Annotated in this window: 34 protein-coding genes; 3 read left to right on the top strand and 31 right to left on the bottom strand. The window is 68.9% G+C overall.

Going from position 1 to position 24571, the window contains the following annotated elements; all coding sequences use genetic code 11:
* Positions 1-26: 26 nt before the first annotated feature.
* Complete coding sequence (gene glmS, locus MTR79_RS03430) at positions 27-1874, bottom strand: glutamine--fructose-6-phosphate transaminase (isomerizing) (protein ID WP_048458027.1); 1848 nt, start codon at positions 1872-1874, stop codon at positions 27-29.
* Between the two features lie 102 nt (positions 1875-1976).
* Positions 1977-2765 (bottom strand): hypothetical protein, encoded by a 789-nt coding sequence (locus MTR79_RS03425; RefSeq protein ID WP_086703299.1) that lies wholly within the window; start codon positions 2763-2765, stop codon positions 1977-1979.
* 176 nt (positions 2766-2941) lie between these two features.
* Here MTR79_RS03425 and coaA point away from each other — a divergent pair, with 176 nt between their 5' ends.
* On the top strand, positions 2942-3910 hold the full coding sequence (coaA, locus tag MTR79_RS03420; RefSeq protein ID WP_189366758.1) for a type I pantothenate kinase: 969 nt from the start codon (positions 2942-2944) through the stop codon (positions 3908-3910).
* A 40-nt stretch (positions 3911-3950) separates the two neighbouring features.
* Positions 3951-4898, top strand: a complete 948-nt coding sequence (locus MTR79_RS03415) for a DUF389 domain-containing protein (protein ID WP_189366759.1) — start codon at positions 3951-3953, stop codon at positions 4896-4898.
* A gap of 254 nt (positions 4899-5152) precedes the next feature.
* Here MTR79_RS03415 and glmM read toward each other — a convergent pair whose 3' ends face one another.
* From glmM to MTR79_RS03395, 4 genes are all read right to left on the bottom strand, one after another.
* Positions 5153-6511: a phosphoglucosamine mutase gene (glmM, locus tag MTR79_RS03410; RefSeq protein WP_244789118.1), complete on the bottom strand. Its 1359-nt coding sequence runs from the start codon at positions 6509-6511 to the stop codon at positions 5153-5155.
* 333 nt (positions 6512-6844) lie between these two features.
* Positions 6845-7357: a 30S ribosomal protein S9 gene (gene rpsI / locus MTR79_RS03405; RefSeq protein WP_048458032.1), complete on the bottom strand. Its 513-nt coding sequence runs from the start codon at positions 7355-7357 to the stop codon at positions 6845-6847.
* A 42-nt stretch (positions 7358-7399) separates the two neighbouring features.
* Complete coding sequence (gene rplM, locus MTR79_RS03400) at positions 7400-7843, bottom strand: 50S ribosomal protein L13 (RefSeq protein WP_048458033.1); 444 nt, start codon at positions 7841-7843, stop codon at positions 7400-7402.
* A gap of 243 nt (positions 7844-8086) precedes the next feature.
* Positions 8087-9310, bottom strand: a complete 1224-nt coding sequence (locus MTR79_RS03395; protein WP_189366760.1) for a glycosyltransferase family 87 protein — start codon at positions 9308-9310, stop codon at positions 8087-8089.
* Between the two features lie 74 nt (positions 9311-9384).
* Between MTR79_RS03395 and MTR79_RS03390 the strand changes: the two genes are divergently transcribed.
* A complete protein-coding gene (locus MTR79_RS03390; protein ID WP_086699950.1) occupies positions 9385-10266 on the top strand; it encodes a hypothetical protein in 882 nt (293 codons plus the stop codon).
* A 13-nt stretch (positions 10267-10279) separates the two neighbouring features.
* Here MTR79_RS03390 and truA read toward each other — a convergent pair whose 3' ends face one another.
* The 25 genes from truA to rplV all read right to left on the bottom strand — a co-directional run bounded on the left by truA (position 10280) and on the right by rplV (position 24557).
* A complete protein-coding gene (gene truA / locus MTR79_RS03385) occupies positions 10280-11110 on the bottom strand; it encodes a tRNA pseudouridine(38-40) synthase TruA (RefSeq protein ID WP_189366762.1) in 831 nt (276 codons plus the stop codon).
* 151 nt (positions 11111-11261) lie between these two features.
* Positions 11262-11768 carry a 50S ribosomal protein L17 gene (gene rplQ, locus MTR79_RS03380; RefSeq protein WP_048458037.1) on the bottom strand — a complete coding sequence of 169 codons (507 nt, stop codon included), beginning with the start codon at positions 11766-11768 and terminating at the stop codon, positions 11262-11264.
* Between the two features lie 173 nt (positions 11769-11941).
* On the bottom strand, positions 11942-12964 hold the full coding sequence (locus MTR79_RS03375) for a DNA-directed RNA polymerase subunit alpha (protein ID WP_003966937.1): 1023 nt from the start codon (positions 12962-12964) through the stop codon (positions 11942-11944).
* Positions 12965-13108: 144 nt separating this feature from the next.
* Positions 13109-13513: a 30S ribosomal protein S11 gene (rpsK, locus tag MTR79_RS03370; RefSeq protein WP_003956432.1), complete on the bottom strand. Its 405-nt coding sequence runs from the start codon at positions 13511-13513 to the stop codon at positions 13109-13111.
* 66 nt (positions 13514-13579) lie between these two features.
* The gene (gene rpsM / locus MTR79_RS03365) at positions 13580-13960 is read right to left on the bottom strand and encodes a 30S ribosomal protein S13 (RefSeq protein WP_004984507.1); all 381 of its coding nucleotides are present in this window, start codon (positions 13958-13960) and stop codon (positions 13580-13582) included.
* A 192-nt stretch (positions 13961-14152) separates the two neighbouring features.
* The gene (gene rpmJ / locus MTR79_RS03360) at positions 14153-14266 is read right to left on the bottom strand and encodes a 50S ribosomal protein L36 (protein WP_003974245.1); all 114 of its coding nucleotides are present in this window, start codon (positions 14264-14266) and stop codon (positions 14153-14155) included.
* Between the two features lie 59 nt (positions 14267-14325).
* Entirely contained in the window at positions 14326-14547 is a 222-nt protein-coding gene (gene infA, locus MTR79_RS03355) for a translation initiation factor IF-1 (protein ID WP_004927214.1), read from the bottom strand.
* A gap of 302 nt (positions 14548-14849) precedes the next feature.
* A complete protein-coding gene (map, locus tag MTR79_RS03350; RefSeq protein WP_086699952.1) occupies positions 14850-15686 on the bottom strand; it encodes a type I methionyl aminopeptidase in 837 nt (278 codons plus the stop codon).
* 159 nt (positions 15687-15845) lie between these two features.
* Positions 15846-16499, bottom strand: a complete 654-nt coding sequence (locus MTR79_RS03345; RefSeq protein WP_086699954.1) for an adenylate kinase — start codon at positions 16497-16499, stop codon at positions 15846-15848.
* Complete coding sequence (secY, locus tag MTR79_RS03340) at positions 16499-17812, bottom strand: preprotein translocase subunit SecY (RefSeq protein ID WP_048458040.1); 1314 nt, start codon at positions 17810-17812, stop codon at positions 16499-16501. Before secY ends, MTR79_RS03345 begins: the two co-directional genes overlap by 1 nt.
* 243 nt (positions 17813-18055) lie before the next feature.
* Positions 18056-18511: a 50S ribosomal protein L15 gene (gene rplO, locus MTR79_RS03335; protein WP_006130771.1), complete on the bottom strand. Its 456-nt coding sequence runs from the start codon at positions 18509-18511 to the stop codon at positions 18056-18058.
* 2 nt (positions 18512-18513) lie between these two features.
* A complete protein-coding gene (gene rpmD / locus MTR79_RS03330) occupies positions 18514-18696 on the bottom strand; it encodes a 50S ribosomal protein L30 (RefSeq protein ID WP_003974250.1) in 183 nt (60 codons plus the stop codon).
* Positions 18697-18698: 2 nt separating this feature from the next.
* Positions 18699-19304: a 30S ribosomal protein S5 gene (gene rpsE / locus MTR79_RS03325; RefSeq protein ID WP_009190144.1), complete on the bottom strand. Its 606-nt coding sequence runs from the start codon at positions 19302-19304 to the stop codon at positions 18699-18701.
* A 41-nt stretch (positions 19305-19345) separates the two neighbouring features.
* Positions 19346-19729: a 50S ribosomal protein L18 gene (gene rplR / locus MTR79_RS03320; protein ID WP_004927235.1), complete on the bottom strand. Its 384-nt coding sequence runs from the start codon at positions 19727-19729 to the stop codon at positions 19346-19348.
* 3 nt (positions 19730-19732) lie between these two features.
* Positions 19733-20272 carry a 50S ribosomal protein L6 gene (gene rplF / locus MTR79_RS03315; protein ID WP_048458041.1) on the bottom strand — a complete coding sequence of 180 codons (540 nt, stop codon included), beginning with the start codon at positions 20270-20272 and terminating at the stop codon, positions 19733-19735.
* A gap of 24 nt (positions 20273-20296) precedes the next feature.
* Positions 20297-20695: a 30S ribosomal protein S8 gene (gene rpsH / locus MTR79_RS03310; RefSeq protein WP_015658459.1), complete on the bottom strand. Its 399-nt coding sequence runs from the start codon at positions 20693-20695 to the stop codon at positions 20297-20299.
* A 211-nt stretch (positions 20696-20906) separates the two neighbouring features.
* On the bottom strand, positions 20907-21092 hold the full coding sequence (locus tag MTR79_RS03305; RefSeq protein ID WP_003948630.1) for a type Z 30S ribosomal protein S14: 186 nt from the start codon (positions 21090-21092) through the stop codon (positions 20907-20909).
* Between the two features lie 5 nt (positions 21093-21097).
* Positions 21098-21655 (bottom strand): 50S ribosomal protein L5, encoded by a 558-nt coding sequence (rplE, locus tag MTR79_RS03300; protein WP_006130773.1) that lies wholly within the window; start codon positions 21653-21655, stop codon positions 21098-21100.
* Complete coding sequence (gene rplX, locus MTR79_RS03295; RefSeq protein WP_086699955.1) at positions 21655-21978, bottom strand: 50S ribosomal protein L24; 324 nt, start codon at positions 21976-21978, stop codon at positions 21655-21657. The genes rplE and rplX overlap by 1 nt, the downstream gene beginning before the upstream one ends.
* 2 nt (positions 21979-21980) lie before the next feature.
* Positions 21981-22349, bottom strand: coding sequence for a 50S ribosomal protein L14 (gene rplN / locus MTR79_RS03290; RefSeq protein ID WP_003998823.1), 369 nt, complete (start codon positions 22347-22349; stop codon positions 21981-21983).
* A 100-nt stretch (positions 22350-22449) separates the two neighbouring features.
* A complete protein-coding gene (rpsQ, locus tag MTR79_RS03285; protein ID WP_019526950.1) occupies positions 22450-22737 on the bottom strand; it encodes a 30S ribosomal protein S17 in 288 nt (95 codons plus the stop codon).
* Complete coding sequence (gene rpmC, locus MTR79_RS03280) at positions 22734-22958, bottom strand: 50S ribosomal protein L29 (protein ID WP_003974259.1); 225 nt, start codon at positions 22956-22958, stop codon at positions 22734-22736. Before rpmC ends, rpsQ begins: the two co-directional genes overlap by 4 nt.
* Positions 22958-23377: a 50S ribosomal protein L16 gene (rplP, locus tag MTR79_RS03275; protein ID WP_004984526.1), complete on the bottom strand. Its 420-nt coding sequence runs from the start codon at positions 23375-23377 to the stop codon at positions 22958-22960. Before rplP ends, rpmC begins: the two co-directional genes overlap by 1 nt.
* A 5-nt stretch (positions 23378-23382) precedes the next feature.
* A complete protein-coding gene (gene rpsC, locus MTR79_RS03270) occupies positions 23383-24210 on the bottom strand; it encodes a 30S ribosomal protein S3 (RefSeq protein WP_004927271.1) in 828 nt (275 codons plus the stop codon).
* Complete coding sequence (gene rplV, locus MTR79_RS03265; protein WP_006130776.1) at positions 24210-24557, bottom strand: 50S ribosomal protein L22; 348 nt, start codon at positions 24555-24557, stop codon at positions 24210-24212. The genes rpsC and rplV overlap by 1 nt, the downstream gene beginning before the upstream one ends.
* Between the last annotated feature and the right edge of the window lie 14 nt (positions 24558-24571).

Below are 24571 nucleotides of genomic sequence, written 5' to 3'. Positions count from 1 at the left end.
CCTGGCGCCCTCCGCCACTGCGCGCCTCATTCCACGGTCACGGACTTGGCGAGGTTGCGCGGCTGGTCCACCTCGTTGCCGCGGGCGGTGGCCAGCTCGCAGGCGAACACCTGCAACGGCACGGTCGCGACCAGCGGCTGGAGGAGCGTGGGCGTGACCGGGACGCGGATCAGATGGTCGGCGTACGGGACGACCGCGTCGTCCCCTTCCTCCGCGACCACGATGGTCCGGGCGCCGCGCGCGCGGATCTCCTGGATGTTGGACACGATCTTGTCGTGCAGCACGGACCGGCCACGCGGCGACGGCACCACCACGACCACCGGCAGATCGTCCTCGATCAACGCGATCGGCCCGTGCTTCAGCTCACCCGCGGCGAAGCCCTCCGCGTGCATGTACGCGAGCTCCTTCAGCTTCAGCGCGCCCTCCAGCGCCACCGGATGGCCGACGTGCCGCCCCAAGAACAGGACCGTGTTCTTGTCCGCCAGCGAGCGGGCGAGCTCCCGCACGGGCTCCATGGTCTCCAGAACGCGCTCGACGGCCCCGGAGATCGACCCGAGGTCGCGCACCACGGCGCGGATCTCGTCGGCGTACTTGGTGCCGCGCACCTGCCCCAGGTACAACGCGACCAGATAGCACGCGACCAGCTGCGTCAGGAAGGCCTTCGTCGACGCGACCGCGACCTCCGGACCGGCGTGCGTGTACAGCACGGCGTCCGACTCCCGCGGGATGGTCGACCCGTTGGTGTTGCAGATGGCCAGCACCTTGGCGCCCTGTTCCCGTGCGTGCCGCAGCGCCATCAGCGTGTCCATGGTCTCGCCGGACTGGGAGATGGCGACGACGAGCGTCTGCGGGTCCAGGATCGGGTCGCGGTAGCGGAACTCGCTCGCCAGCTCCACCTCGCAGGGCACGCGCGTCCAGTGCTCGATGGCGTACTTCGCGATGAGCCCGGCGTGGAAGGCGGTGCCGCAGGCGATGATGACGACCTTGTCGACCTCGCGCAGCACGTTCGCCGGGATGCGCACCTCGTCCAGCGTCAGCGAGCCCGACCCGTCGATACGGCCCAGCAGGGTGTCGACGACCGCCTTCGGCTGCTCGGCGATCTCCTTGAGCATGAAGGAGGCGTAGCCGCCCTTCTCGGCGGCGGAGGCGTCCCAGTCGACGTGGTACTCGCGGACGTCGGCCGGCGCCCCGTCGAAGTCCGTCACCGTCACCGCGTCCCGGCGCAGCTCGACCACCTGGTCCTGGCCCAGCTCGATCGCCTCACGGGTGTGCGCGATGAACGCGGCGACATCCGAGGCGAGGAACGACTCGCCCTTCCCGACACCCACGACCAGCGGGGAGTTGCGGCGGGCGCCGACGACCACGTCGGGCTCGTCCGCGTGCACGGCGACGAGGGTGAACGCGCCCTCCAGCCGCCGGCACACCAGCCGCATCGCCTCGGCGAGGTCGGCGCAGGCGGAGTACTCCTCGGCGAGCAGGTGGGCGACGACCTCGGTGTCGGTCTCGGAGGCCAGTTCGTGCCCACGCCCGGTCAACTCCTCGCGCAGGGCGGCGAAGTTCTCGATGATGCCGTTGTGGACGACGGCGACCCGGCCCGCGTTGTCCATGTGCGGGTGCGCGTTGGCGTCGGTGGGCCCGCCGTGGGTGGCCCACCGGGTGTGCCCGATCGCGGTCGTCCCGGCCGGCAGGGGCCGTTCGCTCAGCTCCTTCTCCAGGTTGACCAGCTTCCCGGCCCTCTTCGCCGTGGCCAGTCCGCCGTCGGCCTGCACGGCGACGCCCGCCGAGTCGTAGCCCCGGTACTCCAGTCGCTTCAGTCCGGCCGTCACGACGTCAAGCGCCGACTGCGGCCCTACGTAACCCACGATTCCGCACATGCCGGGCAGCCTACGGTCCGTCAGTCACCGAAAACGGCCTCCGCGTGCCCGAAATCGGAAATTCCCACCGGTGCACGAGGCACCGGTGGGAGACGTTCCGCGTCAGCCGAGCTTGCCGACCTGCGCGGCGACGACGTCGGCCGGGACCTCGAAGTCCTTGCCGGTGGCCATGGACGCCAGGTTCACGGCGCTGAAGGTGACGACGGTCGAGCCCTTGCGCACCAGGACGATCTTGGCGGGCGCCTTCACGCCCTCGTCGGCGGCGACGGTCAGCGTGACGGCGGCTCCCTCGTCGCCGCCCTCGGGCGCGTCGCCGGTGGCGACCTTCGCGACGGCCATCGGCTCGCCCACGAGGGTGGCCTTGAACCCGCCCGCGCACTTCTCGGCCGCCGCGACGACGCCCCGCACGGCCTGCTCGGCGCCGTCGCCCTCGTAGGAGGCGAGGTTGATCAGCACCTTCTCCGTGTCCAGCGCGGCCAGGAGGGCGTCCTCGGGCTTGGTGTCCGCGGACGGCTTCACCGGGTCGCCCGTGAAGGACCGCTTCACGGTCGCGGCCGGCTCACCCTGGGCCACACCGGCCTGGGCGTGCGCCAACGGCTGGCAGGCGGCGTCCTCGCTCTTCACCTGGTCCGCGGCGATGTCGTCCGTCGCGGGGAGCTTGGTGGCGACCTTGCCGCCCTTGACGTCCGACTGCGCGAGGGCGGCCTTCTCCAGCTCGGCGGCGGTGAGCGTCTTCGCCGGCGCGGCGGCGGAGGTGCTGGGGGCGGCCTTGCCCTTGCCCTCGTCGGCCTTGTCCTGGTCGTCGCCGGAGCCGCCGCAGGCGGTGACGAGCAGGGCCAGCGCGGCGGCGGAGGCGGCGAGCGCGGTACGACGGACGGAACTGGTTCTCACGGAGAAGCTCTTTCTCGAAGGTGCGGAGGGATGATCCGCATCACGTGCGCGCACTGTAGACACAGCCGCTTCACAGTCGATCACCGGGGCCCCACGGATGCCCGGCGTGACACAGCCCACCTGTCGCCGCGTTCGAACTCCGTTAACAATGGACTGTGATCTCTCCGGTCTCCTCGATGCCCCGGAGCGCCCACCGGCAGCGGCCGGAGGCGACTCCCTACGTCGACCTCACCCGTTCCGAGTGGAGCGCGCTGCGCGACAAGACGCCGCTGCCGCTGACGGCGGAGGAGGTGGAGCAGCTGCGCGGCCTCGGCGACGTCATCGACCTCGACGAGGTGCGGGACATCTACCTGCCGCTGTCCCGGCTGCTCAACCTCTACGTCCGCGCCACCGACGGGCTGCGCGGCGCGCTCAACACCTTCCTCGGCGAGAAGGGCTCCCAGTCGGGCACGCCCTTCGTCATAGGGGTCGCCGGCTCCGTCGCCGTGGGCAAGTCGACGGTGGCGCGCCTTCTCCAGGCCCTGCTCTCCCGCTGGCCCGAGCATCCCCGCGTGGAACTCGTCACGACGGACGGCTTCCTGCTGCCCACCCAGGAGCTCCAGGAGCGCGGCCTGATGTCGCGGAAGGGTTTCCCCGAGTCCTACGACCGACGGGCGCTGACGCGCTTCGTGGCGGACATCAAGGCGGGCAAGGCCGAAGTGACCGCTCCCGTCTACTCCCACCTGATCTACGACATCGTCCCGGGCGAGAAGCTCACGGTGCGGCGGCCGGACATCCTGATCGTGGAGGGCCTCAACGTCCTGCAGCCCGCCCTGCCCGGCAAGGACGGCCGCACGCGTGTCGGTCTCGCCGACTACTTCGACTTCAGCGTGTACGTCGACGCGCGTACGGAGGACATCGAGCACTGGTACCTGAACCGCTTCCGCAAGCTGCGCCAGACGGCGTTCCAGGATCCGTCCTCGTACTTCCGGAGGTACACGCAGGTGTCCGAGGAAGAGGCCCTGGACTACGCCCGCACGATGTGGCGGACCATCAACAAGCCGAACCTCGTCGAGAACATCGCCCCTACGCGGGGCCGGGCCACCCTGGTCCTCCGCAAGGGCCCCGACCACACGGTCCAGCGCCTGAGCCTGCGCAAACTGTGAACCCCCCGGCCCACCCGTCACCGGCGGCTACCCTGCCGCCATGCTGCATCTGCGTCTGATCACGCCCACCGAGCAGACCGAGGACGCGGTCCGGTTGATCAAGGGGACGGTGGGGACCACGCATCTGTGTGTGCTGTCAGGCGCCGCCCGCGACCCCGTCGGGGACGTCGTGCTGTGCGACGTGGCCCGGGAGGCCGCCGACGACCTGCTCAGCGGCTTGCAGCGGCTGGGGCTGGACACCACCGGGTCCATCGCCGTGGAGAACGTGGACCTGTCGCTGTCGGAGCGCGCGGACCGGGCCGAGGAGGAGGCGCCCGGGGAGGGCGCGGACGCGGTGCTGTGGGAGCACCTCACCGAGGCCACCCACGAGGAGTCGACCCTCTCGGTCACCTACCTCTCGTTCCTCACGCTGGCGACCATGATCGCGGCCTGCGGTGTGGTGCTGGACAACGCGGTCCTGATCGTGGGCGCGATGGCGGTGGGCCCGGAGTTCGGCCCGCTGGCCGGCGTCTCCACGGCGACGGTGCAGCGCCGACCGCGCCTCGCGATGCGCTCGCTGATCGCTCTGCTGGTGGGCTTCGCCGTGGCGATGGCGCTGACGGTGGGGTTCAGCCTGTTCATGGACGCGGTGGGACTGTTCACCATGGAACAGCTGGAGGGGGAACGGCCGCAGACCGCCTTCGTGTACGCCCCCGACTGGTTCTCCTTCGTGGTGGCGGTGCTGGCAGGGGCGGCCGGCACGCTGTCGCTCACGTCCGCGAAGTCAGGAGCCCTGGTAGGAGTCGCCATCTCGGTGACGACGGTGCCGGCCGCGGCGAACGCGGCGGTGGCGCTGAGCTACGGGGACACCGTCCAGACATGGGGTTCCACCGAGCAGCTGCTGCTCAACCTGCTCGGGATCACCCTGGCGGGGACGCTGACGCTGCTGGCACAGAAGCAGCTGTGGCGGAAGCAGCACGCACGCCTGCGAAGGCGCACGGCTGCCTGAGACCGTGCGGCGGTGGTCGAGCCGCCCGCGGCGGGGTGGGGGCGGGGTGGGGGCGGGCGCCCGCAGCGGCCGGCGCGTCGGCGCCCTGGACCTCTCCAGCACGCACTCTCGCGCCAGACCGAGGACGACCACCCCCACCGCGGCCCCGCACCACCACCCGCCGTAGGCGCTACAGCAACCCCCACCGCACAGAACCCTGCGCCGCAGGCATCTCAGCCCCCACCGGACAGGAACCGCGCCCCAGGCTTCAGACCTCAGCCCAGCGCCGACTTGACCGCATCCGCGAGCCGCCCCGCCACCGACCGCGCCTGGTCGATGTCGGCTGCCTCCACCATCACCCGCACCAGCGGCTCCGTACCCGACGGACGAAGCAGGACACGGCCCGTCTCACCCAGCTCACGCTCGGCCTCGCCCACAGCCGTCGCCAGCTCCGCGGACGTCTTCACCCGCGACTTGTCCACATCCGGAACGTTGATCAGGACCTGCGGCAACCGCTGCATCACCGACGCCAGCTCCCGCAGCGGCCGCCCCGTCTGGGCGACCCGCGCCGCCAGCAGCAGGCCCGTCAGCGTGCCGTCCCCGGTCGTCGCGTGGTCGAGGACGATGACGTGTCCGGACTGCTCCCCGCCCAGGGCGAAGCCGTTCTCCTTCATCTCCTCCAGGACGTACCGGTCCCCCACCGCCGTCTGGACGAGCCGGATCCCCTCCCGCTCCATGGCGAGCTTGAACCCGAGGTTCGACATCACGGTCGCGACGACCGTGTCGGACCGCAGAGCGTCCCGCTCCCGCATGGCCAGCGCCAGCACGGCGAGGATCTGGTCACCGTCGACCTCGTCCCCCGTGTGGTCGACGGCCAGACACCGGTCGGCGTCCCCGTCGTGCGCGATCCCCAGTGCGGCCCCGTGCTCGACGACCGCGGCCTTCAGCTGCGCGAGGTGCGTGGACCCGCACCCGTCGTTGATGTTCAGCCCGTCCGGTTCGGCACCGATGGTGACCACCTCGGCCCCGGCCCGCCGGAACGCCTCGGGAGACACCTGCGACGCCGCCCCGTGGGCCTCGTCCAGGACGATCTTCAGCCCGTCGAGCCGGTTCGGCAGCACGCCCACGAGGTGGGCGACGTACGTGTCGAAGCCCTCTCCGTGGTCCCGCACGCGCCCGACCCCGCCCCCGGTGGGCCGGTCCCACGGCGCACCGGTCCGGTGCTCCTCGTAGACCGCCTCGATCCGGTCCTCCAGCTCGTCGGCGAGCTTGTGCCCGCCGCGGGCGAAGAACTTGATCCCGTTGTCGGGCATGGCGTTGTGGCTGGCGGAGAGCATCACGCCCAGGTCGGCCCCGAGCACACCGGTGAGGTGGGCGACGGCCGGCGTCGGCAGCACGCCGACCCGCAGGACGTCCACGCCCGCGCTGGCGAGCCCGGCGACCACGGCGGCCTCCAGGAACTCCCCGGACGCGCGCGGGTCACGCCCGACCACGGCGGTGGGCCGGTGCCCTGCGAACGTGCCCGCCTCGGCCAGTACGTGCGCGGCGGCGACGGACAGGCCGAGCGCCATCTCCGCCGTAAGATCCGCGTTGGCGACACCGCGCACGCCGTCCGTGCCGAAGAGTCGTCCCACTTGTCCTCCTGAGGATGCGTCAGTATCGGCAGCCGTCCAGGGCCCCGCCACCAAGGTCCCGCCGAGGCGTTGGACCGGCCCGTACGGCCGACGGCTGTGCCACTGACAAAGCTGAGCTTCTGCTGTGTTTCGACGGTCGCGGAACGACCGCGGCTCCCACGCCACGGGAACGCGCACCGGGTGTACACCCGGGCGTCACCGCAGGACCATCCGATCACATTAGCGTTTGAGCGCCTTGTGTCGTTATACGCCCACGGCAGTGAATAAACGAACGCCCCGGCAGCACGTTGGCGTGCCGCCGGGGCGTTCGGAGTACGCGCGAGCGCCCTGCGATTAGCGCTTGCTGTACTGCGGAGCCTTGCGGGCCTTCTTCAGACCGGCCTTCTTCCGCTCGACCGCACGGTCGTCGCGGCGCAGGAAGCCGGCCTTCTTCAGCGCACCGCGGTTGTTGTCGACGTCCGCCTCGTTCAGCGCACGGGCGACACCGAGACGGAGCGCACCGGCCTGACCGGAGACACCGCCACCCGCGATGCGGGCGATGACGTCGTAGCGGCCCTCGAGCTCGAGCACCTTGAAGGGCTCGTTCACTTCCTGCTGGTGCACCTTGTTCGGGAAGTAGTCCTCGAGGGTGCGACCGTTGATCTTCCACTTGCCGGTGCCCGGGACGATCCGGACGCGGGCGATGGCGTTCTTGCGACGGCCCAGGCCGGCGGCCGGCTGGGGCTCGCCGAAGCGGGAGGCCATGGACTCCGAGGTGTACTCGCCCTCGACGGGGGCCTCGGACTCGGTGGTGTAGCTGTCGATGTCAAGCTCTTCGAGCGGCTGCTCGGCAGTGGTCTCGGCCACGATTCTCCTCAGATTCTCTTCGGTCTTAGGGGGTGGCCGGACTTACTGCGCGACCTGGGTGATCTCGAACGGCACCGGCTGCTGAGCAGCGTGCGGGTGCTGGTCGCCCGAGTAGACCTTCAGCTTCGAGAGCATCTGACGGCCCAGGGTGTTCTTGGGGAGCATGCCCTTGACGGCCTTCTCGACGGCCTTCTCGGGGTTCTTGGCAAGCAGCTCGTCGTAGCGGACGGAGCGCAGACCGCCCGGGTAGCCCGAGTGGCGGTACGCCATCTTCTGGGTCCGCTTGTTGCCGGAGAGGTGCACCTTGTCGGCGTTGATGATGATGACGAAGTCACCGGTGTCGACGTGAGGGGCGTAGATCGGCTTGTGCTTGCCACGGAGGATGGAGGCGGCAGTGGAGGCCAGACGGCCCAGGACGACGTCCTGAGCGTCGATGACGTGCCACTGGCGCGTCACATCGCCGGGCTTGGGGCTGTACGTACGCACGGTTCGTAGCCTTCGCTTCTTCAGTGAATGGTCCTGACAAGGTCACCGAAGACGATCACGACAGCCCTGACCGCACAGCGGTGACGCAAACCGCGTGATGGTCGCTGGTCATCGGCCCGGTGGACCGGTGTAAGGGCCCCTCACGTGAGAATGAGTAAGCCACTACACACAACAGAGACGCAGAATACCCGTGCTCGGCCGGACGGGTCAAAACGAGCCCGCCGCCCGTGGGCGCACCCCATTTTACTGCCGTACGGCGCCCCCCGGGGCAGCACGCCACCCGTCCGCCGCCCGACCGGCCCCTTCCTCGTCACCCGCGTCCCGCACGCCCCGCGCGCCCCGGACGGCGTGGTACGCCACCGTCCCCGCCAGCACGCACAGCGTGACCGCGTCCCGGAACGCCCGGCGCTTCCCCGACTCCAGCCACGGCCAGGTCACCCCCGGCAGCTGCGGCACCAGCGCCAGCCAGAACCACGGCCGCCGCGTCACCGACCCCGCGTACGGCAGTCCGGCGAGCAGCAGCGGCAGCACGACGAGCAGGTAGTGGTTGTAGGAGGGCCGCGACACCAGGAACGCGGACAGCATCAGCCCGGCGGACGTCTCCGCCAGCCGCAGCGGCTCGGGCCCCGGCCCCCGCCACCGCCGGTAGGCGCACACCACCCCGGCCGCGGCGGCGGCGACCGCCAGCCCCTGGGCCAGGGCCTCGGGGACGCCGAGCCGGGGCAGCACAGCCGCCGGGCCCGCCTCGTAGAGCCGGAGGAAGGCGTCGTCGGCGGTGAAGAGGAAGGGGAGGGTCCGGGTGAGGAAGCCGGTGGGGTCGGGCAGGAAGAAGGCGGCCACCACCGACGACACCGCCGGCACCAGTACCACCGGCGCGAGCGCCCCCCACCGGCGGGCGAACAGGAACAGCAGCGCCATCGGCGCGAGCAGCGGCTTCAGCGCCACCGCCACCCCGATCACCGCCCCCGCCGCGACCCATCGCCCCCGGCTCGCCAGCAGCAGGCACAGCGGCAGCGCCAGCACGGCCGTCACCGTCCAGTTGCCCAGCCGCACCAGCTGCGCGAACGGCGCGAACCCGGCCGCCAGCCCGAGCAGCCCGAGGACGGCGAGCCTGCTGCGCAGCGGCACCCGGTGCAGCAGCAGCGCGCACACCCAGCCCGCCACGAGCGCGAGGACGACCAGGACCGGGATCAGGACGTCGAGCACGGACCGCGGCAGCAGCGCCTGCGGGGCGGCCGCGACGACCGCGCTCGGGAAATAGAGGAAATGCGCGTCGTCGTACGGCGATCCGCCGTCCAGCCAGGTGCGCGCCGCGTCCACGACGATGCCGTTGTCCATGCCTCCGTCCGAGGTCACCAGCACCGTATGGGTCGTCAGAGCGGCCAGGACCGCCACGAGTCCGGCCCACCAGCCGAGGCCCGCGGGGCGCACCAACCACCCGGAGATGTCGCTTTTGCCCGTCGCCATGGGCGCAACGCTAGGGCCTCACGGGCTCGTTGAGGCGGACCAGCACACCCCTTGCCCCGTCTAAGATGCGCCCCATGAGCTTTGGGCAGGGGGGGTCCTCGCAGCAGTGGGATCCCTGGAAACCGAATTCGCAGCAGCCGTGGAACGGCGGCAGCGCCGGCGGGTCACCCGACTGGGCGGCGCTCGCCGACGCGTCCGAGGCGCGCGCCAAGCGGCGCCGGCTGCTGTTCATAGGCGGCGGCGCACTCGCCGCCGTGGCGATAGGCACCGCGGTGGCGGTCGCCGTCGTGTCGGCGGGCGGCTCGAACCAGGCCTCCCCGGGCGCCGAGTCCCAGCTGCCCGGCATCTCCGACCTGCCGAGCGCCACCGGCACGGTCCCGTCGTTCGAGCCGACGAGCGCGCCGCCCCCGCTGGACCCGAAGGACTTCGTCGCCAGCGCCCAGAAGGACAAGGCGCCGCTGAGCCCCGACATCCTCTTCCCGGGCACGCAGCTGACCATGGGCGACACGGTCTACAAGAAGGGCCCGACGGCGGACACCAAGGACTGCGCGTCCGCGGCGAAGTCCACGCTCCCCAAGGTCCTCACCGACAACAGGTGCACGCGGCTGATCCGCGTCACCTACAGCCGGGACGGCGTGGCGGTGACGGTCGGCGTGGCGGTCTTCGCGACCGAGGCGCAGGCCACGAAGGCCAAGCAGCAGGCGGACGCGAAGAGCATCGTCAAGTCGCTGTCCGGCGGCGGGGTGAAGGACTTCTGCGTCGGCGCCGTCTGCCGCTCCACCACCAACGCCTACGGCCGCTACGCCTACTTCACGCTGGCCGGCTTCACCAGTGGCAAGGACGTGACGGAGAAGGACAAGGCCGTCTTCAAGACCGGCGACGACCTCCAGGAGTTCACGTACCGTCAGATCCGGCGCAGGGGCGAGGCCCAGGCATCGGCGGCGGCGGCCGGCTGACCTAGGGTGCGCGTCAGCAGCAGCCGGCCGACGGCAGCGTCCGCTTGTTGCGCGCCTCGACGCTGCGGGCCGCGAGGAGCTCGTCGGCCGGGTAGCCGACCTCCTCGAGGGTCAGGCCGTGCGGGCGTACGACATGGACGGCCGAGTCCCGTACGCCCGCCGCCAGGACCTTCGCGGGCCAGTCCGGCGTGCGGTGTCCGTCGCCGACGAACAGCAGCGCGCCGATCAGCGAGCGCACCATGTTGTGGCAGAAGGCGTCGGCCCGCACGGTGGCCGTGATGATCCCGTCGTCGCCGCGCACCAGGCTCAGCCGCTGGAGCGTCCGGATGGTCGTCGCGCCCTCGCGCCGCTTGCAGTAGGCGGCGAAGTCGTGCTCACCGAGCAGTCCGCGGGCGGCCTCGTTCATGGCGTCCACGTCGAGCGGCCAGTCGTGCCACAGCACATGGCCGCGCAGCAGCGGGTCGACGCCGCCGGGGTTGTCGGTGACGCGGTAGGCGTAACGCCGCCAGATCGCCGAGAACCGGGCGTCGAAGCCCTCCGGCGCCTCCCTCAGCGCCCACACCCGCACGTCCTTCGGTAGCCGCCCGGCGAGGCGCTTCAGCAGCTTCGGCCGGTGCTCGGCCCATACCTCGCGCGGCAGGTCCACGTGGGCGACCTGACCGCGCGCGTGCACACCGGCGTCGGTCCGCCCGGCCACGGTCAGCTCGTACGTCGTGCCGGACCGGGTCACGGTCCGCAGGGCGTCCTCGATCTCCCCCTGAACGGTCCGCCGCCCTCCGGCCTGCTTGGCCCACCCGGAGAACTCGGTCCCGTCGTAGGAAAGATCCAGCCGAACCCGCACCACACCACTCACCCGGACATCTCCATTCCACAACGAAGCGGGCCCGCTCCTTCGAGAGAAGCGGGCCCGACAACACCCTCAAGGGGCGCGGGGAACTGCGCGAACAACCACGACGGAGCCGCGGCCGCCCATCGTGAGGCCCCCGGCAGAACGCTTACGCGTCCTTCGACTCCTCGGCCGGCGCCTCGGCAGCCTCGTCCTTCGACAGGTCCGCCTTCGGCTCAGCAGCCTCGCCGGCCTCGGCGTCCTTCGCGGAGCGCTTGGTCGCGGCCTCGGCCTCGCCGACCGCGGCCTGCTGCACCGTCAGCGCCTCGACCAGCTCGATGACGGCCATGGGCGCGTTGTCGCCACGGCGGTTACCGATCTTGGTGATGCGGGTGTAGCCACCGGGACGGTTCTCGTACCGCGGGCCGATCTCGGTGAAGAGCGTGTGGACGATGCTCTTGTCCGTGATCACCTGGAGCACCTGACGGCGGTTGTGAAGGTCGCCCTTCTTCGCCTTGGTGACCAGACGCTCGGCGTAGGGACGCAGCTTGCGCGCCTTCGCCTCGGTGGTGGTGATGCGGCCGTGCTCGAAAAGCGCCTTCGCGAGGTTCGCGAGCATGAGCTTCTCGTGCGCGGCGCTGCCGCCCAGACGGGCACCCTTGGTGGGCCTCGGCATAGTGACTCTCCTGTGTGTCTGCCCCGGCCGTATCAGGTACCGGGGTCAGTATCCGAGCAGGCGGTCGCCTGTCGGAGATCCGGGCCCCGCAGGGGCCCGGAAAGGGGCGCGGGGAACTGCGCGATCAAGCACAGCGCACCCGCACCCGCGTACGGACCGGAAGGCCCGAGCTCTTAGTACTGCTCGGTCTCCACGAAACCCGCGTCCGCGTCGTCGTCCGCGCCGAACGCGTCCGCCGCAGCGGTCGGGTCGAACCCGGGAGGCGAGTCCTTGAGCGCGAGGCCCATGCCGGCCAGCTTGGCCTTGACCTCGTCGATGGACTTCGCACCGAAGTTCCGGATGTCGAGCAGGTCCGCCTCGGACCGCGCGACGAGCTCACCCACGGAGTGGATGCCCTCACGCTTGAGGCAGTTGTACGACCGGACCGTGAGCTCCAGCTCCTCGATCGGCAGCGCCAGGTCGGCGGCGAGGGCGGCGTCCGTCGGGGACGGACCCATGTCGATGCCCTCGGCGTCGATGTTCAGCTCGCGGGCGAGACCGAACAGCTCGACGAGAGTCTTGCCGGCGGAGGCCATGGCGTCACGCGGACGCATCGCCTGCTTGGTCTCGACGTCGACGATGAGCTTGTCGAAGTCGGTGCGCTGCTCGACTCGGGTCGCCTCGACCTTGTAGGTGACCTTCAGCACGGGGCTGTAGATCGAGTCGACCGGGATCCGGCCGATCTCCTGGCCGACCTGCTTGTTCTGCACGGCGGAGACGTAGCCGCGACCGCGCTCGACGGTCAGCTCCATCTCCAGCTTGCCCTTGCCGTTGAGCGTGGCGAGGACGAGGTCCGGGTTGTGCACCTCGACACCGGCCGGGGGCGCGATGTCGGCGGCGGTGACCAGACCCGGGCCCTGCTTGCGCAGGTACATCACGACCGGCTCGTCGTGCTCCGAGGAGACGACCAGCTGCTTGATGTTGAGGATCAGGTCGGTGACGTCCTCCTTGACGCCCGGCACGGTGGTGAACTCGTGCAGGACGCCGTCGATGCGGATGCTGGTGACAGCGGCACCGGGGATCGACGACAGGAGGGTGCGGCGGAGGGAGTTGCCGAGGGTGTAGCCGAAGCCCGGCTCCAGCGGCTCGATCACGAACCGGGAGCGGAATTCGTCGACGACCTCTTCGGTCAACGAGGGACGCTGAGCGATCAGCATGAGTGGATCAGATCCTTCTTTCGTGGACGCCCGCTATTTGACGCCCGACGGAACCGCACCCGGTGAAGAGTGCGGGTACTGCAAGGGTACGGGCGATACGGCCCTTGCGAGCCGTACCGCCCGGAACCTCAGGAAACCGACGCCTCAGACGCGGCGGCGCTTCGGCGGGCGGCAGCCGTTGTGCGGGGTCGGGGTGACGTCCTGGATGGAGCCGACCTCGAGGCCCGTGGCCTGCAGGGAGCGGATGGCGGTCTCACGACCGGAACCCGGGCCCTTGACGAACACGTCGACCTTGCGCATGCCGTGCTCCTGGGCGCGGCGGGCGGCCGACTCGGCGGCCATCTGCGCGGCGAACGGCGTGGACTTCCGGGAGCCCTTGAAGCCGACGTGGCCGGCGGAGGCCCAGGAGATCACGTTGCCGGACGGGTCCGTGATCGAGACGATCGTGTTGTTGAACGTGCTCTTGATGTGCGCGTGGCCGTGAGCGACGTTCTTCTTTTCCTTGCGGCGCACCTTCTTGGCAGCGCCCTGACGACCCTTGGGGGGCATCTGTACTCCTACGGGAGGTGGTCGGTCCTACAGCGAAGACCGCTGGACGGCGAAGTCCGCTGAGGACTACTTCTTGCCCGGCTTCTTCTTGCCGGCGATGGCGCGACGCGGGCCCTTGCGGGTACGCGCGTTGGTGCTGGTGCGCTGACCGCGGACGGGCAGACCGCGACGGTGGCGCAGACCCTGGTAGGTGCCGATCTCGACCTTGCGGCGGATGTCGGCCTGGATCTCGCGACGGAGGTCACCCTCGGTCTTGATGTTGTTGTCGACGTACTCGCGGATCGCGACGAGCTGCTCTTCGCTCAGGTCGCGGACGCGGGTGTTCGGGTCGACGCCGGTGGCGGCCAGCGTCTGCTGCGAAAGGGTCCGGCCGATGCCGAACACGTAGGTGAGGGCGATCTCCACGCGCTTTTCGCGCGGAATGTCAACACCGGAAACGCGTGCCATTCAATGGCTCCAGTTGGTTGTCGGAGGTCTTCCACAGAACCGGCTCCCCGCCCGCCGTACCAGGTACGGACCGGGTCCCCGGCCTCCGAGCCGGGGGTGTCGAGCCGTGCGGCTCGGGTCCTGCGTATGAACGTGTGTTGCTCGCGTCGCGCGAAGTCTGCGGGAGGCGCAGAGGGTGGATCAGTGCTGCGGTCAGCCCTGGCGCTGCTTGTGGCGCGGGTTGTCGCAGATGACCATGACCCGACCGTGACGGCGGATCACCCTGCACTTGTCGCAGATCTTCTTGACGCTCGGCTTGACCTTCATGGGTGTGAGGTTCTCCGGGTCAGTGCCATCACCCCGGCGGGCCGGGGAGCGGGCAAGATCTACTTGTACCGGTAGACGATCCGGCCACGCGTCAGGTCGTACGGAGACAGCTCCACCACGACCCGGTCGTCAGGGAGGATGCGGATGTAGTGCATGCGCATCTTGCCGCTGATGTGTGCCAGGACCTGGTGGCCGTTCTGGAGCTCGACCCTGAACATGGCGTTCGGCAGAGACTCGACGACAGTGCCCTCGATCTCGATGGCACCTTGCTTCTTGGCCACGCTTCGCCCTTCGAATCGACTACCTTGATCGACTCTCGAGTACACCGTGACCACATGCGGACATGCGGGTGCACCAGAGCCGACGAGTCAGTCTACGTCAGCGCACCCGGAAACACGAATCGAGGGATTCTGCCCTCCGGGGGAGATCCCTAACCCAACGGTCCGCACCGACGCGACGGGCCCAGGCCTCCATACCGCCCTGGCGGAGTACGCCGCGGGCGCCGCCCAGGCCGTGGAGGGCCGGGTACCGGCACTCCGGCAGCCGGGCGAGGGCAGGGGCAGGGGCCGGTCCGGTCCCGTCGTCAGGCGAGCGGGTCCGGCGCCGCCGTGATGCCCAGTTCCGCGAGCTTCGCCTTGCCGCCGTCGGGAGCGGTCAGGACCAGGGGGCCCTGCTCGGTGAGGGCGACCGAGTGCTCCCAGTGGGAGGACCAGGTGCCGTCGGTCGTGATGACCGTCCAGTCGTCGGAGAGGACCTCGGTGCGCGGGGTGCCGAGGGAGACCATCGGCTCGATCGCCAGGCAGAAGCCGGGCACCAGCTTCGGTCCCTTGCCGCGCTTGCGGTCGACGTAGTTCAGCAGGTGCGGGTCCATGTGCATCTCGGTGCCGATGCCGTGGCCGCCGTAGTCCTCGATGATCCCGTACTTGCCGCCGCCGGGCTTCGGCTGACGGCGGATGTACGTCTCGATCGCCCGGGAGACGTCGACCAGCCGGTTGCCCTGCTTCATGGCCGCGATGCCGGCCCACATCGACTCCTCGGTGACCCGGGAGAGCTCGACCAGCTCCGGGGAGTGACCGGAGCCGACGAAGGCGGTGTAGGCGGCGTCTCCGTGCCAGCCGTCGATGATGGCGCCGCAGTCGATGGAGATGATGTCCCCGTCCTTGAGGATCACGTCGTCGGACGGGATGCCGTGGACCACGACCTCGTTCACCGAGGTGCAGATGGTGGCGGGGAAGCCGCCGTAGCCGAGGAAGTTCGGCTTGGCGTCGTGCTCGGCGAGCACCTTGCGGGCGACCTGGTCCAGATCCCTGGTGGAGGCCCCGGGCACCGCCGCCTCGCGGGTGGCCGCGTGGATGGCGGCGACGACCAGCCCCGCCTCGCGCATCTTGGCGATCTGCTCAGGGCTCTTGATCTGCACCATGGGGACGACGGCCTTTCTGGACCAGTGGAGGAGTACGAACGCTTCCAACGATACGGGCGCGAGCCGCCCGGGTGCCGCGCGGGCGGCGGCACGGACCCCGCCCACGCCACAGCCGCGGCCCCTCGGGGGGAACCGCGGCTGTGCAGGCGGCGGGACGGACTACTGGCCGCTCTTCAGCGCCTCCAGCGCCCGGCCGGTGACCTCGTCGACGGGACCCATCGCGGAGATGGTCACCACCAGACCCTGGGCCCGGTAGTAGTCGATGATCGGCTCGGTCTGCGTGTGGTAGACCTCCAGGCGCGTGCGGACGGTCTCCTCGGAGTCGTCGTCGCGCTGGTACAGCTCGCCGCCGCAGTGGTCGCAGACGCCGTCCTGCTTCGGCGGGCTGTAGGTCACGTGGAAGACGTGCGCGGAGTCCTTGCGGCAGACCCGCCGCCCGGCGATCCGCTTCACGACCTCGTCCTCGGGGGCCTCGAGGTCGAGCACCGCGTCCAGCTTGATGCCCTCGGTCTTCAGCAGCTCGTCCAGCGCCTCGGCCTGCGACACGTTGCGCGGGAAGCCGTCCAGCAGGAAGCCGCCCTCGGCGTCGGGCTGCGACATGCGGTCCTTGGCCATGGCGATGGTGACCTCGTCCGGGACGAGTTCACCGGCGTCCATGTAGGACTTGGCGAGCTTTCCCAGCTCGGTCTGCCGGCTGATGTTGGCGCGGAACAGGTCGCCCGTGGAGATGTGCGGGATGCGCAGTTTCTCGGCAAGGCGGGTGGCCTGTGTGCCCTTCCCAGCACCCGGCGGCCCGACGAGGACGATTCGCATCAGCGGAGGAACCCTTCGTAATTGCGCTGCTGGAGCTGGCTCTCGATCTGCTTCACCGTCTCGAGACCGACACCCACGATGATCAGGATGCTCGTCCCGCCGAACGGGAAGTTCTGGTTTGCCCCGAAACCAACCAACGCCATCGTCGGTACGAGAGCGATCAGACCCAAGTACAGCGAACCCGGCCAGGTGATCCGGTTGAGTACGTAGCTCAGGTACTCAGCGGTCGGTCGGCCAGCCCGGATGCCCGGGATGAAGCCACCATACTTCTTCATGTTGTCCGCGACTTCCTCGGGGTTGAACGAGATGGCCACGTAGAAGAACGCGAAGAAGACGATGAGCAAGAAGTACAGCGTCACGTAGATCGGGTGGTCACCGCGGACGAGGTGGGACTCGATCCAGGTCTTCCAGCCCGAGGTGCCGCTGGAGAACTGCGCGATGAGCGCCGGGATGTACAGCAGCGACGAGGCGAAGATGACCGGGATCACACCGGCCTGGTTGACCTTCAGCGGGATGTAGGTCGACGTACCGCCGTAGGACCGGCGGCCGATCATGCGCTTCGCGTACTGGACGGGGATCCGGCGCTGGGCCTGCTCGACGAAGACGACCAGGCCGACCATGACCAGGCCGACGGCGACGACGGTGCCGAACTCGATCCAGCCGTCCGCCAGGCTGCCCTGCTCCTTGATGGCCCACAGGGCGGAGGGGAAGGTGGCGGCGATCGAGATGAACATGAGGATCGACATGCCGTTGCCGATGCCGCGGTCGGTGATGAGCTCACCGAGCCACATGACCGCGGCCGTGCCGGCGGTCATGGTGATGACCATGGTGATGGTCACGAAGATCGACTGGTCGGGGACGATCTGGCTCGCGACCGGGCAGCCCTGGAAGAGGGCGCCGCTGCGGGCGGTGGCCACCAGGCCGGTGCCCTGGAGGATGGCGAGCGCGATCGTCAGGTAGCGGGTGTACTGCGTGATCTTCGCCGTGCCGGCCTGCCCCTCCTTCTTCAGGGCTTCCAGGCGCGGGATCACCACGGTCAGCAGCTGCAGAATGATGCTCGCCGTGATGTACGGCATGATCCCGAGCGCGAAGACCGTGATCTGGAGCAGCGCGCCGCCGCTGAACATGTTCACCAGACCGAACAGGCCCTGGTTCGCCTGGGCGGCGTCGATACAGGTCTGGACGTTCCGGTAGTCGACACCCGGGATGGGTACGTGCGTACCGACGCGGTACACCACGATGATGCCGAGCGTGAAGAGCAGCTTCTTGCGCAGGTCGGGCGTCTTGAACGCCCGGGCGAACGCGGTGAGCACGGTGCCTCCTGCGACCCCCCGCGCAACTGCGTCAAGGGTGATGGTCTGAGATTCCGACTGAGGACGAATTCTTAACGGTCAACTGCCGCCCTGAGTGCCCCGCGTGGGGCTCCCGGGGTGAATGGGCAGCGCAGGCCACCTTACCGGCGACACCACCGCCCTAGGAACGACCAACCGGGGATACCCCATTTGTGGGGTATCCCCGGTCGGGATCGCTCTACGTCATCGAGACACCTGACGGAGTCAGACGAGCTCGGTGACGGTACCGCCGGCGGCGGTGATCTTCTCCTTGGCGGAGCCGGAGACGGCGTCGACCGTCACCTGCAGCGCCACGGAGATCTCGCCCTGGCCCAGGACCTTGACGAGGCTGTTCTTGCGCACGGCACCCTTGGCGACCAGGTCCTCGACCGTGACCTCTCCGCCCTCGGGGTAGAGGGAGGCGAGCTTGTCCAGGTTCACGACCTGGTACTCGGTCTTGAACGGGTTCTTGAAGCCCTTCAGCTTCGGGAGACGCATGTGGAGGGGCATCTGGCCACCCTCGAAGCGCTCCGGAACCTGGTAACGGGCCTTGGTGCCCTTGGTACCACGACCGGCCGTCTTACCCTTCGACGCCTCACCACGACCGACACGGGTCTTCGCGGTCTTGGCACCGGGGGCGGGACGGAGGTTGTGGATCTTGAGCGGGTTGTTCTCCGCCATGATCAGTCGACCTCCTCGACCGTCACGAGGTGGCGGACGGTGTGCACCATGCCGCGGAACTCGGGGCGGTCCTCCTTGACGACCTGCGTGTTGATGCCCTTGAGACCAAGGGAGCGCAGGGTGTCACGGTGGTTCTGCTTGCTGCCGATGTAGGACTTGACCTGCGTAATCTTCAGCTGCGCCATGATTACGCACCCGCCCCTGCACGCGCACGCAGCAGAGCCGCGGGGGCGACGTCCTCGAGCGGCAGACCACGGCGGGCCGCGATCTCCTCGGGACGCTGCAGGCCCTTCAGGGCCTCCACGGTCGCGTGCACGATGTTGATGGCGTTGTCGGAGCCGAGCGACTTCGACAGCACGTCGTGGATACCGGCGCACTCGAGCACGGCACGCACCGGACCACCGGCGATCACACCGGTACCCGGGGACGCGGGCTTGAGCAGCACGACGCCGGCAGCCTTCTCACCCTGGATGGGGTGCGGGATGGTGCCCTGGATGCGGGGGACCTTGAAGAAGTGCTTCTTGGCCTCCTCAACGCCCTTGGCGATGGCGGCCGGCACCTCCTTGGCCTTGCCGTATCCGACACCCACGGTGCCGTCACCGTCGCCCACCACGACCAGCGCGGTGAAGCTGAAGCGACGACCACCCTTCACAACCTTGGCGACACGGTTGATCGCGACGACGCGCTCAACGTATGCGGTCTTCTCGGCGGCAGCTGCGCCGCCGTCACGGCCCTTCCGGTCCCGCCGCTCGCCGCCACCGGCACCGCCACCGCGGCGCTGGGGTCCAGCCATTGGAATTACCTCTCTCTGTTTCCGCTAGCTACGGAACCGGCTCAGAACTTCAGTCCGGCTTCGCGGGCGGCGTCCGCCAGAGCGGCGATGCGCCCGGCGTACTGGTTGCCACCACGGTCGAACACGACGGCCTCGACACCGGCGGCCTTGGCGCGCTCGGCGACCAGGGCGCCGACCTGCTTGGCCTGCGCGGACTTGTCGCCCTCGCCGCCGCGGACCGACGCGTCCAGGGTGGACGCCGACGCCAGGGTGTGACCCTTCAGGTCGTCGATCACCTGCGCCACGATGTGGCGGTTGGAACGGGTCACGACCAGGCGAGGACGCTCGGCGGTACCGGCGACCTTCTTGCGGATCCGGATGTGACGACGCTTGATAGCAGCACGCTTGTACGCGTCGCCCTTGAGGATCTTCTGCCCGTATGCCATGGCTTACTTACCCGCCTTTCCGACCTTGCGGCGGATGACTTCGCCCTCGTACTTGACGCCCTTGGCCTTGTACGGGTCGGGCTTGCGCAGCTTGCGGATGTTGGCCGCAACCTCGCCGACCTTCTGGTTGTCGATGCCCTCGACCGAGAACCGGGTCGGGGACTCCACCTTGAAGGTGATGCCCTCGGGGGCCTCGACCGTGATCGGGTGGCTGTAGCCGAGGGAGAACTCCAGGTTCGAACCCTTGGCGACAACGCGGTAACCGACACCGCTGATCTCGAGCTTCTTCACGTAACCCTGGGTCACGCCGGTGATCATGTTCGCCACCAGCGTGCGGGACAGGCCGTGCAGGGCCTTGTTCTGACGCTCGTCGTTGGGGCGGGTGACGTTCAGGACGCCGTCCTCACCCTTGGCGATCTCGATCGGCGCCACGACGGTGTGGGTCAGCGTGCCCTTGGGGCCCTTGACCGTGACCGTGCGGCCGTCGATGGTGACGTCCACGCCGGCGGGAACCGCGATGGGGAGCTTGCCGATACGCGACATAGCTGTTTCCTCCGTTCCCTTCTGCTACCAGACGTAGGCGAGGACTTCCCCACCCACGCCCTTCTTGCCGGCCTGCTTGTCGGTGAGAAGCCCGTGCGACGTGGAGATGATCGCCACGCCAAGGCCGCCGAGCACCTTCGGCAGGTTGGTGGACTTCGCGTACACCCGGAGACCGGGCTTGGAGATCCGCTTGATGCCCGCGATGGAGCGCTCACGGTTGGGGCCGAACTTCAGCTCCAGGACGAGGTTCTTGCCGACCTCGGCGTCCTCGACCTTCCAGCCCGTGATGAAGCCCTCCTGCTGGAGGATCTCCGCGATGTGCGACTTGATCTTCGAGTGCGGCATCGCCACGGTGTCGTGGTATGCCGAGTTCGCGTTCCGCAGACGCGTAAGCATGTCTGCGATCGGATCAGTCATGGTCATGAATTGGCCTTCGGCCTCTCTCGCCGGGGTTTCCTGGTGCGCCATCCCTCTCCCCGATCCGAGACGGGACGGGTGCGGCGCGGTGGACCTACGGCGTAGTAAGTCGTACGGGCACGGCAGGTGCCCAACCCCACAAGCCTAAGCCATGCGGAGCGGGGCTCCTGCCGTTCCCATTGCTTACCGAGAGCCCTGGGAGTCCGGAACTACCGGATTACCAGGAGCTCTTGGTCACGCCCGGCAGCTCGCCACGGTGAGCCATCTCACGAAGGCACACGCGGCACAGGCCGAACTTGCGGTACACGGAGTGGGGACGGCCGCAGCGCTGGCAGCGGGTGTAGCCACGCACACCGAACTTGGGCTTGCGAGCAGCCTTCGCGATGAGAGCCTTCTTCGCCATCTCGCTCACGCCTCCTTGAACGGGAAGCCGAGGTGACGGAGAAGGGCACGGCCCTCTTCGTCGTTGGTCGCCGTGGTCACCACGGTGATGTCCATACCCCGGACGCGGTCGATCTTGTCCTGGTCGATCTCGTGGAACATGACCTGCTCCGTGAGACCGAAGGTGTAGTTGCCACGGCCGTCGAACTGCTTGGGGGACAGACCGCGGAAGTCGCGGATGCGCGGGAGCGCGAGCGACAGGGTGCGGTCCAGGAACTCCCACATGCGGTCGCCACGGAGCGTGACGTGGGCACCGATCGGCTGGCCCTCACGCAGCTTGAACTGCGCGATGGACTTGCGGGCCTTGGTGACGGCCGGCTTCTGACCGGTGATCGTGGTGAGGTCGCGGATGGCGCCCTCGATCAGCTTGGAGTCGCGGGCGGCGTCGCCCACACCCATGTTGACCACGATCTTGACGAGGCCGGGAACCTGCATGACGTTCTCGTAGGAGAACTGCTCGCGCAGCTTGCCCGCGATCTCCTCGCGGTACTTCGTCTTCAGACGCGGAGTGGTGGTGGTCGTCATCAGATGTCCTCACCCGTCCGCTTGGCAACGCGGATCTTGTTGCCTTCGTCGTCGAAGCGGTAACCGACGCGGGTCACGACCTTCTTGCCGTCCTTCTCCACGACCAGCTGGACGTTGGAGACGTGGATCGGGGCCTCGGTGGTGACGATGCCGCCGGCCTGGGAACCGCGAGCCGTCGGACCGGCCTTGGTGTGCTTCTTGACCCGGTTGACACCCTCGACCAGGACGCGCTGCTCGCGCGGGAAAGCGGCAATGACCTTGCCCTGCTTGCCCTTGTCCTTGCCGGTGATGACCTGGACCAGGTCGCCCTTCTTGATCTTCATGCTCACAGCACCTCCGGCGCGAGGGAGATGATCTTCATGAACTTCTTCTCGCGCAGCTCACGGCCCACCGGGCCGAAGATACGGGTGCCACGAGGGTCGCCGTCGTTCTTCAGAATGACGGCGGCGTTCTCGTCGAAGCGGATGTACGAGCCGTCCGGACGGCGGCGCTCCTTGACGGTGCGAACGATGACCGCCTTGACGACGTCACCCTTCTTCACGTTGCCACCGGGGATCGCGTCCTTGACGGTGGCGACGATGACGTCACCGATACCCGCGTAGCGGCGACCGGAGCCACCGAGCACACGGATGCAGAGGATTTCCTTCGCACCCGTGTTGTCGGCGACACGCAGTCGCGACTCCTGCTGGATCACGTCTATCTCCTGAATGTCTGCCGGTTCCCCGGGAGCCGCTCAGCGGAGCGGCTCCCGGAGCCTGGCGGAACTGTCCTGCGAGGAATGCCCCGCAGGAGATTTACTTGGCCTTCTCGAGGATCTCGACGACGCGCCAGCGCTTCGTCGCGGACAGCGGCCGGGTCTCCATGAGGAGGACGCGGTCGCCGACACCCGCGGCGTTCTGCTCGTCGTGCGCCTTGAGCTTGTTCGTACGGCGGATGACCTTGCCGTACAGCGCGTGCTTCACGCGGTCCTCGACAGCGACGACGACGGTCTTGTCCATCTTGTCGCTGACGACCAGACCCTCACGGGTCTTGCGGAAACCGCGGGCGGCCTTCGTCTCTTCAGTCACGTTGTTCTCGCTCATGCGCTCTCCACCGTCTCGATGCCCAGCTCGCGCTCACGCATCAGGGTGTAGATCCGCGCGATGTCCTTGCGGACGGCCTTGAGCCGACCGTGGTTCTCGAGCTGACCCGTGGCCGCCTGGAAGCGGAGGTTGAACAGCTCTTCCTTGGCCTCGCGGAGCTTCGCCAGAAGCTCCTCGTTGCCCAGCTCGCGCAGCTCTGACGCCTTGGTACCGGCCGACATCACGCTTCACCTGCCTCGCGCTTGACGATCTTGCACTTCATCGGCAGCTTGTGAGCCGCACGGGTCAGGGCCTCGCGCGCGATCTTCTCGTTGGGGTACGACAGCTCGAACATGACGCGTCCGGGCTTGACGTTGGCCACCCACCACTCCGGGGAGCCCTTACCGGAACCCATGCGGGTCTCGGCCGGCTTCTTGGTGAGGGGGCGGTCCGGGTAGATGTTGATCCAGACCTTGCCGCCACGCTTGATGTGGCGGGTCATGGCGATACGAGCCGCTTCGATCTGGCGGTTCGTCACGTACGCCGGGGTGAGCGCCTGGATGCCGTACTCGCCGAACGCAACCTGCGTGCCACCCTTCGACATGCCGTTGCGCTTCGGGTGGTGCTGCTTGCGGTGCTTGACCCTACGGGGGATCAGCATGGTGGTCAGGCCTCCGTTCCGGTGCTCTCAGCCGGAGCGGCCGCCGGAGCCTCGGCCTTGGGGGCCTCGGCAGCGGGAGCCTGCTGCGGCTTGCGACCGCGACCGCCACGCTCGCCACCGCGGCCACCACGGGCCGGGCGGTCGGCACCGCCACGGGCCGGGCGGTTGCCGGCGCGGGCAGCGGCGTTCTCGGCGCGGACCTCGGCGATGTTCTTGACGTCGCCCTTGTAGATCCAGACCTTCACGCCGATGCGGCCGAAGGTCGTCTTGGCCTCGAAGAAGCCGTAGTCCACGTTCGCGCGGAGCGTGTGCAGGGGCACACGGCCCTCGCGGTAGAACTCCGAGCGGGACATCTCGGCGCCACCGAGGCGGCCGCCGCACTGGATCTTGATGCCCTTGGCGCCCGCCTTCATGGCCGACTGCATGCTCTTACGCATGGCGCGGCGGAAGGAGACACGGGAGGAGAGCTGCTCGGCGACGGCCTGGGCGACCAGCTGGGCGTCGGTCTCGGGGTTCTTGACCTCGAGGATGTTCAGCTGGACCTGCTTGCCGGTGAGCTTCTCGAGGTCACCGCGGATGCGGTCGGCCTCGGCGCCACGGCGGCCGATCACGATGCCCGGACGCGCGGTGTGGATGTCCACACGCACACGGTCACGGGTGCGCTCGATCTCGACCTTGGAGATGCCGGCGCGCTCCATGCCGGACGTCATCATCCGACGGATGGCGACGTCTTCCTTGACGTAGTCCTTGTACAGCTTGTCGGCGTACCAACGCGACTTGAAGTCGGTCGTGACACCGAGCCGGAACCCATGCGGGTTAACCTTCTGGCCCATTACCGGGTTCCTTCCTTGCTGCTGACGACCACGGTGATGTGGCTGGTCCGCTTGCGGATCCGGTAGGCGCGGCCCTGGGCGCGCGGACGGAACCGCTTCAGGGTCGGGCCCTCGTCGACGTAGGCCTCGGAAATGAAGAGGCTGTCGACATCGGTGTGGTCGTAGTTGTGCGCGGCGTTGGCAATGGCGCTGTCCAGCACCTTGCCCACCGGCACGCTCGCGGCCTGCGGGGCGAAACGCAGGACCGCCTGAGCCTCCGTGGCGTCCATGCCACGGATGAGGTCCACCACGCGGCGGGCCTTCATGGGCGTGACGCGGATGTACCGCGCCTGGGCCCTGGCTTCCATGGTTGTCCCTTCAG

The organism is Streptomyces sp. BJ20 (genome assembly GCF_022869105.1).
In the GTDB taxonomy this organism is placed as follows: Bacteria; Actinomycetota; Actinomycetes; order Streptomycetales; family Streptomycetaceae; genus Streptomyces; species Streptomyces griseoincarnatus.
The sequence above is the reverse complement of the archived record's forward strand: the minus strand, read 5'-3'. Positions and strand labels throughout refer to the sequence as shown.